Origin of the sequence: Sphingobacterium siyangense (assembly GCF_007830445.1) — a bacterium.
Taxonomy (GTDB): domain Bacteria; phylum Bacteroidota; class Bacteroidia; order Sphingobacteriales; family Sphingobacteriaceae; genus Sphingobacterium; species Sphingobacterium siyangense.
The window spans coordinates 57,668-72,767 of record NZ_VLKR01000029.1 but is presented as its reverse complement, the minus strand read 5'-3'; the positions used below and the strand labels follow the sequence as shown (position 1 = coordinate 72,767).

Genomic DNA, 15,100 nt, shown 5'->3' with positions numbered 1-15,100 from the left:
AGCATACGGATTGCTTAACAGCGATGTCGGTATAGCCAAAAGAAAACAGCGATGTCACGATGTCGAACCAGTCTTTGGAAACATAAAACAGAACCACGGGTTCCGAAGATTTATGCTCCGCGGTAAGGAAAAAGTGTCCATAGAATGGGGTTTATTGGCTATAGCGCAAAATCTAAGGAAAAAAGCAGCTTAAAAAGCTACTTTTTGTTCTTTTTCTTCCCAAATGAACAGTTCTGTGAAATAATCAACAAACAACTCACAAATCTATCGCATAGCCATATTTAATAAAAAAGCTGCCTCAATAAATTTGAGACAGCTTCTTTTTTATACCCTGATAGTTCACTTATAAAATAACCCCCACTAAGTATCTTTATTTCAAATTAAATAATACGCGATGCAGAATGGTATTTGACAAGGCAATTTGATCGTCGGCCAAGCCCCCTAAAGCCTGTTCAATGGTATTTTTTGCCTGCTTCATTCCTTCATCCTTCATCTTTCGTCCTATTTTTGTTAAATAGATCAGATTGGACCGTCTGTCGTTTTTATCATTAACGCGGATAACCAAATTTACCCTTTCCAGGTTATTAATTAATCGAGTGACACTTGGTTTATCTCGAAATGTGCGAACAGCAAGCTCCTGCTGGGTAAGCCCCTCTTCTACCCACAGGTTATACATGATACTCCATTGTTCAGAAGTAATGTTTAACCCGGCCTCCTTGAGATTACGCTGTAATCTCCGCATAACTGCAATTGAGTATTTCCCTGTTAAGAAATTATAAAAATACTCTTGTGATACTAAATCTTGGTCTAACATATGAATAATGGTTATGGTTGTTTACGCAACTTATTTTAATAATAAAACGTCGTCTTTAATCCAATATGAGAAAAAGCTAAACGTATTTTGGCTAATAGTTAGCCTAAATTACGCTTTAATATAGCTGTCTCAAACAAAATTTTATCAACATGTCATAAGTAGATGTTGATAAATCATAACAATTTGATTTATACTAGACTGAATTTAATAAATAAAAAGGATACAAACAAAACCTTCATAACTTTACAAACACCAACAGCAATTAAATCAAACTGAAGGTTCTTTCTGACTAATAAGATCAGGCACTCTCAGAAAAAATAAATGCTTGCAATTATACCTAATTTAGAGGATGTTATCCGATAGTAAAAGAGTCGGAATCTTTTAAGAAAGGAAATTTCTCACGTGCTTCCAACAGGTCATTCGGGTTTAAGGTAAAGGTATACAGGTCCTCATCTTCCGGTTTATAATATACCACGTCACCAAGTGGCGATATACACATAGAGCCACCAGAATAGTAAATATCATTACCATCATGACCTACCCGATTCACCCCAACAACATAAGCTTGGTTTTCTATCGCACGTGCTGGGATAAGGGCTCTCCAATGTGCGGAGCGCTTGTCTGGCCAACTCGCTGTATACACTAAAATATCATATGCTCCGTTTTGATTTTTAGACCAGACGGGGAATCTAAGGTCATAACAAATCATCGGGCAAATTTTCCATCCTTTGATATCCACCAAGATACGTTCATTTCCTGGCTCGAAGTACTCGCTTTCTTTAGATAATCCGAAAAGATGACGTTTATCATATTTGACATATTTACCATCAGGGAACATCCATACAAAACGATTATAGTATTTTCCGCCTTCTTCAATAATCAAAGAACCGGCAACAACGCAGTTAAGTGAGCTTGCCATCTCAAATAGCCATCTTGTTGTAGGCCCATTTGCAGGTTCTGCACATTTCTCGACATTATTCGTGAAGCCTGTATTAAACATTTCGGGGAGAATAATAACATCCGTTTTCTCACGCAATGAGGAAAGTCTCAATGCAAGATTATTTAGATTCTTCTCTATATTTTCCCAGAATAAATATGCTTGAAATACGGTGATTTTTAAAGGCTCCATGAACGTAATCTAAAAATTTATTTAATTATTTTCTTACAAAAAAAACATTTACAGGCAAGATACGAATTTTAATAGAATTTATACTTATTGCTGTCTTACCAAAAGGTTATTTGCTAACACTAATAACGCTTCTTTGCGATCATTTGGTACATTCAATGCTTCCATTTTTTCAAATGCCCGTTGTGTATATATATCTTTCAATTCGTCGGCAGCACTTTTAATCGCATACTTCTCGTATAAGGCAAGCATATCCGCTACTTTTGATGGAGCAGTCGCTATAGATGTGTCCAATAAGCCTTGTAAGACTATCTTATCGTCGTCCGAAATTACCGCCATCAACTTCACCAATAAAAAGGTTTTTTTATTGATCATGATATCACCACCAACGATCTTTCCAAAGGTATCTGGATCTCCATAGGCATCCAAGATATCGTCCTGTAATTGAAATGCTAAGCCGACATTTTCTCCAAAATCGTAGATCAGCTGCTGTTGCTGCTCATCTGCTCCAGACAAAATAGCACCCAACTGTAACGCTCCGCCCAATAACACCGAAGTTTTAAGACGGATCATCTCAAGATATTCAGGCATTGTCAGCGAATCCCGACTTTCATAATCCATATCTAATTGCTGCCCCTCACATACTTCCATAGCCACTTTACTCAAAATTTTCAAGGTTGCAGGCAGGTAAATAGGATTACACTTTGAAATTTCCTCATAAGCTTTGACCAACAAGCCGTCTCCAGACAATATAGCAATATTAGCATCCCACTTTTCGTGAACTGTCGTTTTACCCCTTCTTAAAGGAGCCTTATCCATCAGATCATCGTGGATCAGTGAAAAGTTATGAAAAAACTCCACTGCCTTGGCAGCAGGGATAATTTCATCCATCTCTTGCATACCGAATAATTCGGCAGCCATCAATGTCAGCACTGGTCGAACCCTCTTTCCGCCCAAAGTCAATATATACCGTATCGGATCATATAAATTTGATGGTGTTTCAGGAAATTGACTTGTCTCTATCGCCTCTATCACGAGTTGTTGTAAATGTTGCATATATCTTTACGATCGAATCTTGCGAATATAGCAATAATCATATAGAAATGGCAATTTTGTCCCTTTAAAGGAAGTCACCTCAAAATTGTACATTTGTATAAGTCTTTTATTATGCGCATACTGATTATCCATACATTTTATCAAGATCCTGGTGGTGAAGACACTGTATTTCAGCAGGAATCTTCCCTCCTCGCGCAAGGACATGAGGTCCAAACGCTAACCTTTCAAAATAAAAAGGGTTGGCAGGGTGCATTACAGACAATAGGATCTTTTTGGAATATTTGCGCTGCTCAACGTGTCAAAAAAATAATTCGGACGTTTAAACCGGACATCGTTCACGTTCACAACACCCATTACGCAGCGGGCCCGATTATCGTCCGTACAATTGCAAAACTCGGCATCCCTCAGGTCATGACCTTGCATAACTTCCGTTTACTATGCCCTTCGGCGACGCTGTACCACCACAACCACCTCTTTTTGGACTCACTCCAAGAGGAGTTTCCGTGGACAGCCGTTCGACAAAAAGCATTTAACAACTCTATAGTAAAAACATTTCTTCTCGCACTGAATTACTGGTTTCATCGTAAAATTGGAACTTGGGCAAAGGTAAATCGCTACATCAATTTAAGCTCTTTTGCAAAGAACATATTCGTTGAATCGACCTTGCATCTTCCGCCTACTAAATTCGCGATCAAACCGAATTTTGTCTTTCCTACGACAATAGCACCAGAGGGTCCGCAGGCCCACTTTGTATATGTCGGTCGTCTTTCAGATGAAAAGGGGATATTGAATCTGATCGATACTTTTATCGGAACAGATTTTCAACTACAGCTAATTGGTGGCGGTCCGCTCGAAAATGAGGTCCTAAGAAGAATTAAAGACCAGCCGAATATTTCCTACCTCGGTTTTAAAAAAAGGTCAGAAATACTTCCCCTGATAGCCAAAGCACAGGCACTACTCGTACCATCGATTTGTTTTGAAGGTATGCCGATCACGATTCTTGAGGCTTATTCAGTCGGAACAGCTGTGCTCAGCTCAAATCTAGGCCCACTCCCCGAACTGATTATCCCCGGCAAAACAGGACAAACTTTCGATCCCCACAACAAAAACGATATCATCCAATGTTTAAGGGAGTGGAGTACAAAAACGACAAATGAAAAAGATGAGATAAGAAAGACCTGTATTGCTTACTATTTTAGTAATTTTACTCCTGAAATAAATGAAGCGAAATTATTAGCGATCTATCAAAACGCTATTCACGATAAAAAACTGAATAAATGAGTATCATTGTATTAGATAAACTGGGTCTAGCGCCACAAATCCAAGCTGTACTGGAAACAATTTATGATCCTGAACTGAAACCCGCAAATATTGTGGATTTGGGGCTTGTATATGAAATCATTACGAAGGAAGAGGGTATTGCAAAGATTGTAATGACGCTGACTGCTCCTGGCTGCCCCGTGGCAGGCGAAATCATGAATGAAGTTCAGGAAAAAGTTGCTGCTGTAGCAGGTGTCAAAGAAGCATTGGTCGAATTGACATTTGATCCACCCTGGACAAAAGACATGATGTCTGAAGAAGCAAAACTGGAGCTGGGTTTTTTGTAAAATTCACCGACTAATCAAACAAAACAGGGCTATCCAAGAATATTGGAAAGCCCCGTTTTGTTTGTATATGCTATATGCCTCTCCTAAAACATCGTTTGAGCTGTACCCTATCCGCAGGTCTATCTGCCCTGATTGTTTTCCAAATCGCTCAACTTTTTCAAAGGCTTGGCACTATTGGCATCCGCACCGAAAAGTAATTTCCAAAGCTTACGTGACTCTTTGGTCAATAGTGGGGATACAATGGAAAGAATAAGCACATATACGACCACAAAGGATTGAATAACGGGTAATAAAGCCCCTGCTTTACCAATATTTGCCATGATAATGGAAAACTCCCCCCGTGCAGACAAGGTAAAACCAATATCAAAGGACGTTTTAGGTTTCATACCCGAAAATTTAGCTGCAAAATAGCCCGAAGCAAGATTCCCCATCACCGTCACCAGCGCTGCAATCGAAGCCCAAAAGACAGCTCCTCCAAGGGACATAATGTCAATAGACAATCCGAAACTAAAGAAAAACATGGCCCCAAAAAAGTCCTTATAGGGCAGCACCATCGATTCAATCTTTTTGATGTATTGCGAATCCGCCAACACTAAGCCGGCCATCAATGCCCCGATAGCCTCCGCAACATGGATGGTTTCGGAGAAACCTGCCACAATAAAAAGTAAGGCAAAGATGATCAATATAAATAATTCAGAAGTTTTTTCCTTCAATAAGCGATCGATCGCAGGCACCAGTTTTCTGCCCAAAATCAAAAAGGCCAATATAAATCCCAAAGCCAGTAAGGAAGTTCCAGCTACCGTCCAAAACGAACTGCTTCCTGTCAGTATCAGGCCCGAAAGGAAAGAAATATGCATCGCTATAAACAGGTCATCGAACATAATCATTCCCATGATCACCTCCGTCTCCGGGTTGGCTGTACGTTTGAGATCTGTCAGCACCTTTGCAACAATGGCCGTGGATGAACTCGTCATGATACCGCATAACACCATCATCTCCTTAAATGGCATATCCATTAGCCATCCGATCAACAAACCTGAAGTAAAGTTCAATAAGACGTAAATTGTCCCACCGGTGACAATTGCTTTACCGGACTTAATCAGCCGATTGACCGAAAACTCAAGGCCAAGGTAGAACAGCAGGAACAATACGCCCAACCGTCCCATGAAATCAATAAAGGGTTTACTTTCTGTAAATGTTAAATCCACCAGACCAACCTGCGGAGCGTGCTGCCCCAAAACCATTCCTATAATAATGAAAAATGGAATAACAGAAAACTTAAGCTTATTAGCTATTAGGCCAACAATGGCAACAAGTCCTACAGCGATTCCAATTTCCAGAATTAAGGTATGTGATAGCATAAATTACAGTAAAATTTCCTTCAAAAGTTTAATATTATTCTTCTTTCCAGCGATGACAAGTGTGGTGCCTGGGCTAATCAAATAAGACGGTCCTGGATTTATAACCGTATCATCATCCCGTATCCCAGCAATAATCGATGCGCCTGTACGTTGACGAACTTCCAGCTCTCCAATTGTCTTACCAGCACCCTCATTTTTGCCTTCCACTTTGTACCATTCAATGCGTAAATCGTCCAAAGCAACTTCAATTGTCTCCAATGCTTTAGGCTTATAGGACAAGCCACCGATAATACCCGCAATCTGCCGAGATTCATCGTCATTGAGTGTCATGACGCAACGTGACTCATGCTCCTCGTCATCATAGCGATAAAGTTCCCGTCTACCATCGTCATGGATAACAACAACCATATTGTCTCCCGCATCGGTTTCAATTTGAAATTTTTTTCCAATTCCAATCAGATCGGACTCTCTTACAATAGACATAATTTTCTATTTAAATAAATACTAATAATATAAGCTTCATAACGTGGTATACCACAATTACAAAAGCAAGCTGAAGGTTCTTTCTCGCAAAAAAACAAAGACTTTGAGGAAAAACAGCATCAGCCCTTAGCTACTAAAACACAAATTTACCCAAAAAATCAATCTTAAACGAATCCGCAGGTAGCTAACGGGATGGGCTACAAAGAGCAAATTACCCCAAAATACTAAAAAAAGAGCAGAAAAACGACTCTTTTAACCGATTTCATCCCTTTTTTCGACGTATGGCATCGTGATGACATAACTGAACAACACTAAAAACGCTCGAGGTACATAGGCTATTAACGATCCGAGTTCCTAACAGAACAAATCAGCTTTTATTAGCTCCAATTTTCATTACAAATACCCATTTCTATAACGTTTTCGTAGTTCATGCAATCGTTTGTTCCAAGAAGCAATAGAATTGCCAAAGGTTTATTTCTTTATAATTGCCGCATTAAACACTTACTGAATCTAAATTACACACCTATGGTCAAAAAGAGTCATCTCATCCTTCTGACACCATTATCAATCTTGTCATTAGCGGCACCTATTTACGGGGTAGCGAACCCACGTAATTTAGTTGCAATAACCAGTCTTTCACCCTTTCAGCAGGTCGTCTCCGGAAAGGTCATTGATGAAACCGGGAAACCAATAAGCGGGGTTACCATTTCTGAAAAAGGTAAAGCGGCAGCAACGACAACCAATCAAGACGGAATCTTCTCACTGAACGTCAGTTCAAAAAGTGCCATCCTAACATTTAACTCGATCGGATTTACGGCGAAAGAAGTTCCCGTATCACAAGCAGCACAAATAACCTTGACAAAATCCGAGGATGTTTTGGATGAAGTTGTGGTCGTAGGTTATGGTAAACAGAAAAAGAGCGATTTGACATGAAGTATCGCTACAGTTGAAGCAAAATCCCTGGAACTAATAAATTCACCGAATGTTGTCGATAAACTTCAGGGTAAGATTTCTGGTTTAGCGATCAATTCCGGTTCGGCCAAACCTGGCGAAACAGCTTCTATCAATATCCGCGGTGAGAACTCGATCTCGGCGTCCAATGCACCCCTAATTATCCTGGATGGAATTCCTTTTAGTGGCTCCCTGGGCGATATCTCTTCCAATACAATTGCCAGTATCTCGGTACTGAAAGATGCTTCATCCACCGCAATCTATGGTTCAAGAGCTGCAAATGGCGTTATCCTCATCACCTGAAAAAAGGGTGCCGCAGGGAAAGCACGCATCAATTACAACGGCTATTTTGGGGTTCAAAGTGTAGAACGCCGCCTTAAATTGATGAACGGTCCACAGTACATCCAATTTATGCGTGATTACCAGGCTTCGAAAGGAAAAACCGGCGATCAGCTCAACCCAGAAAATTATCTTTTTGCCAACGTATTAGAACAATACAAAAAAGGGGAAGAAGTCAATTGGCAGGACGAAGTATTCAATAGTGGCGCTCCCATTCAGGAACATCAACTCAGTTTTTCGGGTGGAACGGATAAATCCGATTATTATGCATCTGTAAGCTACCTAAATCAAGATGGTGTGGTAAAAAACACGCCCTACGAAAGATATAATGTCAATCTAAACCTCAACCAAAGTTTAAGCTCTTGGTTAAAGCTAGGAATGACCATGCAGGCTTCTCAAGGGAACCGTGACGGCGTACAGCCTAACCTTGAAAGTGTTGTAAAACTTTCCCCTTACAGTAAAAACCGTGATGCCGATGGCACTGCTGTAACGTACCCGATGTACGCACAAACCTTGTGGGCACACCCTTTCGCAGACGAAAAAGGCCAATGGGATCAGACCAGAAGAACGGTCTATGCGAATACTTGGCTTGATGTGAAACTCCCTATTGAAGGATTAAGTTTCAAAACCACCTTCGGAACCAACTACCGAAATATTAACGAAAACTCCTACTATGGCTCAAATACGGTCACAGGACGCGGCGTGAATGGTACCGGATCAATTTACAATGAGCATTTCTGGGACTGGACCTGGGAAAATCTCTTGACCTATGACCCTACCTTTGGTGACCATAAGATCAATGTCGTGGGCCTCTATTCTTCCCAGAAAACAAATTTGAAAACTTCAAAAATGAATGGAGACGATTTTGTATCAGATGCCGGATATAACAACATGGCTTCTGCCTCTAAAAATCTTAAGATCGAATCCAACCTTCAAAATACAGCGATGATTTCCTATATGGGAAGAATCAACTATGCCTTTAAGGATCGTTACCTATTAACCTTAACAGGTCGTTCGGACGGTTATAGCGCATTTTCTGTTAACAACCGATATGCATTTTTCCCATCCGTTGCAGGAGCCTGGGTAATTTCTAAAGAAGGGAATGTGCAGGACTATTTCGACTTGTTAAAACTTCGTGTTTCTTATGGTAAAAATGGAAATCAGGCCGTATCACCTTATCAAACTTATGACCGTCTGACCAACGTCGATTATATTTATGGTCTTGATCCAGTCAAAGGACTTGTGATGAATTTCAATGGCCGTGGAAGCAATCTAACGTGGGAAACGACAGCTTCATTAAACCTTGGTTTGGATTTTGGGATTCTCAAAAATAGACTTTCAGGAACGATCGACTACTACTCCTCAAAAACATCGGATCTTTTATTAAGTGAACAGGTCCCTGTCATGAACGGCTATAACACCATTTTGACCAATATCGGTGAAACTTCCAACAAAGGGATAGAAGTTACCTTGAATGCCATACCTGTCAAAAATGACCATTTCCAATGGAATGTAAATACAACCTTTGCTTATAACAACAATAAAATCACCAAACTGCGCGCTGACGGAAAAGATGATTTGACCAATGCCTGGTTAATCGGAAAGCCTATCCGTATTTTCTACGACTATAAAGTCATTGGTGTATGGCAAGAGGGCGACGACATCGCAAACTCCAATCAACCTAAAGCGAAACCTGGCGATGCCAAGTTAGCAGACCTCAACAACGACGGTATAATCGATGCCAATGACCGTACCATTATTGGAAACAAAATATCACCTTATACACTCGGTATAGGCAATGATTTCACGTACAAAAATTTCTCCCTGTCGTTCTTTATGAATGGGGCATTTGGTGGAACGAAAATAGATGATTTCAAAAACATCGAACGTTTCTTACCTAACAACGGCGCCAATTATCTTGCTGACATGCCTTACTAGACACCGGAGTGTACAAACACAGACATCCCATCCCCTGGATACACGCCAGTAAACAACCATACGTATTATATCAATTCATCCTATTGGCGAGTTAGGGACTTTGGGCTATACCTTTGATAGCGATTTTCTAAAAAGATTGAATCTCTCTTCCATTAAAGCATTTATTAACGCCCGTAACCTCTATACATTCTCCAAAATCAAAGGTTACAACGTAGAGGCATTGAGCGTAAGTTCGACCACAGGTAATCCAACAACGACAAATATTGCCAGTCCTTATCCTGTTGCGAGAACATTCTCATTGGGAATAAATGTCCAATTCTAAACACATCAAGATCATGAAGAAAAGAAATACAACTTTATATACAATGCTAGCTGGCCTAAGCTTACTTTTTACAGGCTGCAGCAAGAACTTCTTAAATGAAGACACCAGCAGCTTTCAGTCACCTGATAATACCTATATCAATACGAAAGGCTTCGAAGCTGGACTAAATGGTTTATACTCTTATGCCCGCATGGAATTCCTGACCTGGAACGGTAGTATCTTTTCCCAAGGAGCAACTCCACAGGAGGCGTTACAGGTCGGAACAGATATCGTTGCTATCAAAACCACAGGTACAGACGCTACATTGGCTCCATTCAGCAATTATACGCTAACTCCTGCTTCGAGCTGGACAGACAAGGACAACGATCCAAAACGTGTGGAAGCAACGGCTCGTTTCTTCCGTGCCTACAGTTATCGCTACTTAGTCAACCTGTACGGCGATGTGCCTTGGGTGGACAAAGTATCCGAAACACCCCGTCGTGATTTCACGCGTACACCGAAAGCTGAAATCTTGACGCACATGATTGAAGACCTTAAGTATGCAAGTGAAAACCTACCCGACAATCCAGGAACAATTCAGGAAGGGAAATTGACGAAATGGGCTGCTTTACACTACCTGGCAGAAGCATATATCGAAGCTGGACAGCCTGATTTAGCTGCAGAAGCTGCCAACAAAGTTATTCAAAGTGGTTACTTTAAATTGAACAATCAACGTTTTGGTGCCGAAAAAGATAAACCCGGGGATTATTTCCACGATATGTTTATCGAAAACAATCAAAATCGCGGTTCCGGCAATCAAGAAACCATCTGGGCCATCCAATTGGAATACAATACACAAGGAGGTGGCGACCGCTACACCGATTGGAGCAAACGCGCGTGGGTTCCTTTCTATTCACAACAAAAAGGATTTGCCTTGGCCGACTCACTTGGAGGAAGAGGTCTTGGGCACGTACGCCCTTACCAATGGTGGCTGGATAGTTATGAAAAACAGGATGTCAGAAATTCTTCTTTCAATATCAAACGCGATTGGTATTATAACGATCCTTCCGTACCTGAACTTTATGGCAAGAAGATCGTACTTACTGACGCGATCAAAGAATCAGGCAACGTGTTCCCGACAACAACCAAATTTTTCTACAGAAAGACAGCTGTTGACCCTGCATTTGAAGGAAATATGAAGGACCGTGTGAAAGTACGTTTGGCCGAAACTTACCTGCTATTGGCTGAAGCATACTGGCGTGCCAATAAACCGGCACAAGCTAAGGATGCCATCAATGCTGTCCGTGCCCGTGCAAAAGCGTCATTAATCGATGCCGCAGCGATCAATGCGGATCTGATTCTCGACGAACGCGCCCGCGAGCTTATTGGTGAGGAAATGCGTCGCATGACCCTTGCCCGTTTCGGTGAGGATGTCTTTTTACGCCGCGTGCAAACGTTAAACACACAATCGAAAAATGTGGTGAAAAAAGAATTTATTCTTTGGCCTATTCCACAAGAGGTTATCGACAGTAACACTGGTGCAGCCTTCCCACAAAATCCGGGATACTAAACCTTCCAAAAACCTCCATGTTCCCAAAAGGTCATGGAGGTTTTTCCTTTATGACTTTGCGTCAACTAGCTTATAGGTTCCATCTTCCCGGATCTGACTACGGCCAATGGTTATATTTTTAGAATGATAAAACAAAAAAATCCAGCCCGCTGGCGCGCCTTCTGCCCAATACTCCTGACGCAAGGCTTTGGAGCGCCGACCATCGACATCATATTTGGCGACATAATTATGGAAAATTTCTTCAGGCTCAGGTAATACATCTCCGCCAAAGAAATAGTGCTGATCATCCGTTTGAATATGAAATGCCTGATGATGCGCGGTATGTCCACCATTGAGCGCATAGCTGATTTCATCATTTATTTTTCCTTCACCTTCCACCAGTACCAAATTTCCACTGCGTTGAATCACATCAAAAATCTCGGTCCTGTATGAACTGGAGATGCCTGAATAGGCGTCTTCCCATTCGCCACGCTGAACAATATATTCGGCTTCAGGAAATGCGATACGTCCTGTTCCGTTTTCAAATGTGACCATCCCCCCGGCATGATCCTTATGAAGATGGGACATCAGTACATATTTTACATCTTCGGGTCTAAAGCCAGTCTTACGGATATTATGATGCAGCTGTAGCACAGCACTGTCATCCGTATAGCCAAGGCCGGTATCACAGAGAACAAGCCCGGAATTAGTTTGGATCAAGAAGGGATGGACATGGATAAACATCGCCCCCGGTCGGTCCTTAGGGTCGTCTAGAAGTGGGTCAAAGGGAATAAATTTTCTACTCTTGTCTACGGAAAAAGAACCTTCATATAAAGAATAAGCCTGCACCATATTTAAAACATTGGGAATATGCACGTTAAGCAACAGCGGATCAATACCGGGTTTAGGAATTAGGTAAGTCCAGCCTTAAAACGTATATTTACACTTAAAATATTGTGCAAAGATATGCAAAAAAGGTGGGTACTAAAATCTAAAACTGATGTCAAAATAACCAACAAACTGCGCGAGGAATTAAACATCAACACTGTCTTGGCAGAGTTGCTCGTGAGCAGAGGAGTGGAGACTTTTGACGAATCAAAGCAGTTTTTTAGGCCTCAATTATCGGATTTGCACGATCCATTTTTGATGCGGGACATGGAAAAAGCCATCACCCGGATCATCCAAGCCATTGGCAACAAAGAAAAAATACTCATCTATGGAGACTATGACGTAGACGGTACAACAGCTGTTGCCGTTGTTTATAGTTTTTTCAGGGAATTTCATAGCCAGCTGGAGTTTTATATTCCAGACCGCTATGCCGAAGGCTATGGAATCTCCACACAGGGTATTGACTATGCCGCAGCAAATGGTTTCAGCTTAATTATTGCATTGGACTGCGGTATCAAGGCAATCGATAAAATAGATTACGCAAATAGCAAAGGAATTGATTTTATCATTGGCGACCACCACCTTCCCGGTGAGGAACTTCCCAAAGCCTACGCCGTGTTAGATCCCAAGCGTGCAGACTGTGAATACCCTTACAAAGAACTTTCAGGTTGTGGAATAGGCTTTAAGATTATTCAGGCTTTTATACTCACCAATGGCATGGATATCAATGCCTGTTATCAGTTTTTGGATCTTGTGGCCGTGAGTATTGCTTCGGACATTGTTCCTATTACCGGCGAAAATAGAATACTTAGCCACTTTGGTCTCATTAAACTCAATACGAATCCCTGCGTCGGACTAAAGGCACTGATTGATTTATCCAATAATCGAACGAAGATCTTTACAGTGAACGACATCGTGTTCCAGATCGGCCCCCGCATTAATGCAGCGGGCAGAATAGACCATGCTAAGGACGCCGTCAAACTTTTGATCTCCAAATCGCTACAAGAAGCCAAAGACTTCAGTTCTAGCATAGACGATCAAAACAATGTACGGAAAGACTTTGATCTCAAAATAACAGAAGAAGCGCTTGCACTGATTGAGGATAATGTTCTTCTTAAAAGCCGAAAATCCACGGTATTGTATAAAGCCGACTGGCACAAAGGTGTCATTGGTATTGTCGCTTCCCGTCTGACCGAAAAATATTACCGTCCGACGATTATATTGACCGAAACAAATGGTCATATTGCAGGTTCCTGCCGTTCGGTACTGGGTTTTGACTTGTATGAAGCCTTAAGCGAATGCGCTGACTTGTTGGAGCAATTTGGTGGTCATAAATATGCTGCCGGATTAACGATGTCCTTAGATAATGTCACGCTATTCCAGGATCGTTTTGAGGAAGTGGTATCGCGACGTATCAGTCCTGAAATGCTGACCCAAGAAATTTTGATCGATGCAAAGTTGGCATTGAAAGATATCGATGCTAAGTTCTTCCGTATTCTCCAGCAGTTTGAACCTTTCGGGCCCCAAAATGAATCTCCTATTTTCCTCAGTAAAAAGGTAAATGCAGTAGGACAAGCTTTTATTGTAGGCACCAATCACCTCAAGATGACCGTTGTTCAAGAAGACTCGCCTTCATTTGAGTGTATCGGTTTTGGACTGGCAGAACATATCACACATATCAATTCTAGACAAAGTTTCGACATCTGTTACAGCATTGAAGAGAATGTGTGGCGCAACAAAAGAAACTTACAGCTCAACATCAAAGGGATTAAGTATTAGTATTGCAATAGTAAGAAGATATTAAATATATTTACACAAGATTTGGTCAGGCATAAAACCCTCATACTGGATTAGATACCAGGCATGAAAGAACGGTGAGGGTTCTTAAGTAGTCCTATTGAACAGATACATATAACACAAGACACTCCACGAAGATGATTTTAAAGGCAGAACATCTCATAAAAAAATATAAGCAGCGCACCGTTGTCAACAATGTTTCCTTCCATGTGGAACAAGGAGAGATTGTCGGGTTATTGGGCCCCAATGGGGCAGGAAAAACGACCTCATTCTATATGATTGTTGGTCTGATCAAGCCCAATGAAGGCAAAGTATTCCTCGACGATCAGGAGATTACGCAGGATGCGATGTACCAACGTGCCCAACGTGGGATAGGTTACCTCGCTCAGGAAGCATCGGTCTTTCGGAAGCTCTCCGTAGAAAACAACATCCTGGCTGTATTAGAAATCCACTATCCAAATAAAGAAGAACGTTTGGCAAAACTGGAAGAACTACTCACAGAATTCAGCCTACACCGTGTCCGCAAAAACAGGGGTGATTTGTTATCCGGTGGTGAGCGTCGACGTACCGAAATTGCGCGAGCATTAGCTGCAAACCCATCTTTTATACTTTTGGATGAACCTTTTGCAGGGGTTGACCCAATCGCCGTAGAAGAAATTCAGACGATCGTAGCCAAGCTCAAAACCCGTAATATCGGCATCTTAATTACCGACCACAACGTACAGGAAACCCTATCTATTACGGACAGGGCCTACCTCCTGACCGAAGGAAAGATTATGCTGACGGGTACACCTGAGGAAATTGCAGATAATGAGCTTGCCCGTAAATTTTATCTCGGTAGACATTTTGAATTAAGAAGGAAAAAATTTTAAAGATTAAAGAATCTCTCC

At 41.3% G+C, this 15,100-nt stretch carries 16 protein-coding genes; 10 read left to right on the top strand and 6 right to left on the bottom strand.

The window, feature by feature from the left end; translation table 11 throughout:
• A partial coding sequence (locus IQ31_RS21195; RefSeq protein ID WP_145329942.1) for a transposase occupies nt 1–193 on the top strand: 193 nt, incomplete at its 5' end.
• Nucleotides 194–370: 177 nt separating this feature from the next.
• Here IQ31_RS21195 and IQ31_RS21190 read toward each other — a convergent pair.
• From IQ31_RS21190 to IQ31_RS21180, 3 genes are all read right to left on the bottom strand, one after another.
• The gene (locus IQ31_RS21190) at nt 371–742 is read right to left on the bottom strand and encodes a MarR family winged helix-turn-helix transcriptional regulator (protein WP_244294551.1); all 372 of its coding nucleotides are present in this window, start codon (nt 740–742) and stop codon (nt 371–373) included.
• A 424-nt stretch (nt 743–1,166) separates the two neighbouring features.
• Nucleotides 1,167–1,943: an amidohydrolase gene (locus tag IQ31_RS21185; RefSeq protein WP_046672799.1), complete on the bottom strand. Its 777-nt coding sequence runs from the start codon at nt 1,941–1,943 to the stop codon at nt 1,167–1,169.
• 84 nt (nt 1,944–2,027) lie between these two features.
• A complete protein-coding gene (locus IQ31_RS21180; RefSeq protein WP_145329940.1) occupies nt 2,028–2,996 on the bottom strand; it encodes a polyprenyl synthetase family protein in 969 nt (322 codons plus the stop codon).
• A gap of 111 nt (nt 2,997–3,107) precedes the next feature.
• On the opposite strand from IQ31_RS21180, the gene IQ31_RS21175 reads away from it, so the two are divergent.
• Both IQ31_RS21175 and IQ31_RS21170 read left to right on the top strand, forming a co-directional pair.
• Nucleotides 3,108–4,277: a glycosyltransferase family 4 protein gene (locus tag IQ31_RS21175; RefSeq protein ID WP_145329938.1), complete on the top strand. Its 1,170-nt coding sequence runs from the start codon at nt 3,108–3,110 to the stop codon at nt 4,275–4,277.
• Entirely contained in the window at nt 4,274–4,603 is a 330-nt protein-coding gene (locus tag IQ31_RS21170; RefSeq protein ID WP_046672802.1) for a metal-sulfur cluster assembly factor, read from the top strand. The genes IQ31_RS21175 and IQ31_RS21170 overlap by 4 nt, the downstream gene beginning before the upstream one ends.
• Nucleotides 4,604–4,722: 119 nt before the next feature.
• Here IQ31_RS21170 and IQ31_RS21165 read toward each other — a convergent pair whose 3' ends face one another.
• The gene (locus tag IQ31_RS21165) at nt 4,723–5,964 is read right to left on the bottom strand and encodes a cation:proton antiporter (RefSeq protein WP_046672803.1); all 1,242 of its coding nucleotides are present in this window, start codon (nt 5,962–5,964) and stop codon (nt 4,723–4,725) included.
• A 3-nt stretch (nt 5,965–5,967) separates the two neighbouring features.
• Nucleotides 5,968–6,447, bottom strand: coding sequence for a cation:proton antiporter regulatory subunit (locus tag IQ31_RS21160; RefSeq protein WP_046672804.1), 480 nt, complete (start codon nt 6,445–6,447; stop codon nt 5,968–5,970).
• 525 nt (nt 6,448–6,972) lie between these two features.
• Between IQ31_RS21160 and IQ31_RS27990 the strand changes: the two genes are divergently transcribed.
• The 5 genes from IQ31_RS27990 (at nt 6,973) to IQ31_RS21150 (ending at nt 11,546) form a co-directional block, all read left to right on the top strand.
• On the top strand, nt 6,973–7,380 hold the full coding sequence (locus IQ31_RS27990; protein WP_244294550.1) for a carboxypeptidase-like regulatory domain-containing protein: 408 nt from the start codon (nt 6,973–6,975) through the stop codon (nt 7,378–7,380).
• 3 nt (nt 7,381–7,383) lie between these two features.
• Nucleotides 7,384–7,701 (top strand): TonB-dependent receptor plug domain-containing protein, encoded by a 318-nt coding sequence (locus IQ31_RS27985; protein ID WP_312195289.1) that lies wholly within the window; start codon nt 7,384–7,386, stop codon nt 7,699–7,701.
• 27 nt (nt 7,702–7,728) lie between these two features.
• A complete protein-coding gene (locus IQ31_RS27980; RefSeq protein WP_244294553.1) occupies nt 7,729–9,675 on the top strand; it encodes a SusC/RagA family TonB-linked outer membrane protein in 1,947 nt (648 codons plus the stop codon).
• Nucleotides 9,676–9,811: 136 nt separating this feature from the next.
• A complete protein-coding gene (locus tag IQ31_RS27975; protein ID WP_244294549.1) occupies nt 9,812–9,997 on the top strand; it encodes a hypothetical protein in 186 nt (61 codons plus the stop codon).
• A 13-nt stretch (nt 9,998–10,010) separates the two neighbouring features.
• Nucleotides 10,011–11,546: a RagB/SusD family nutrient uptake outer membrane protein gene (locus IQ31_RS21150; RefSeq protein WP_145329936.1), complete on the top strand. Its 1,536-nt coding sequence runs from the start codon at nt 10,011–10,013 to the stop codon at nt 11,544–11,546.
• A 48-nt stretch (nt 11,547–11,594) separates the two neighbouring features.
• Here IQ31_RS21150 and IQ31_RS21145 read toward each other — a convergent pair whose 3' ends face one another.
• Nucleotides 11,595–12,377 carry an MBL fold metallo-hydrolase gene (locus IQ31_RS21145; RefSeq protein WP_145329934.1) on the bottom strand — a complete coding sequence of 261 codons (783 nt, stop codon included), beginning with the start codon at nt 12,375–12,377 and terminating at the stop codon, nt 11,595–11,597.
• Nucleotides 12,378–12,491: 114 nt separating this feature from the next.
• Between IQ31_RS21145 and recJ the strand changes: the two genes are divergently transcribed.
• Together recJ and lptB are read left to right on the top strand one after the other, a co-directional pair.
• Nucleotides 12,492–14,192 (top strand): single-stranded-DNA-specific exonuclease RecJ, encoded by a 1,701-nt coding sequence (gene recJ, locus IQ31_RS21140; RefSeq protein ID WP_145329931.1) that lies wholly within the window; start codon nt 12,492–12,494, stop codon nt 14,190–14,192.
• 155 nt (nt 14,193–14,347) lie between these two features.
• Nucleotides 14,348–15,082, top strand: a complete 735-nt coding sequence (gene lptB / locus IQ31_RS21135) for an LPS export ABC transporter ATP-binding protein (protein ID WP_028072074.1) — start codon at nt 14,348–14,350, stop codon at nt 15,080–15,082.
• Nucleotides 15,083–15,100 lie beyond the last annotated feature (18 nt).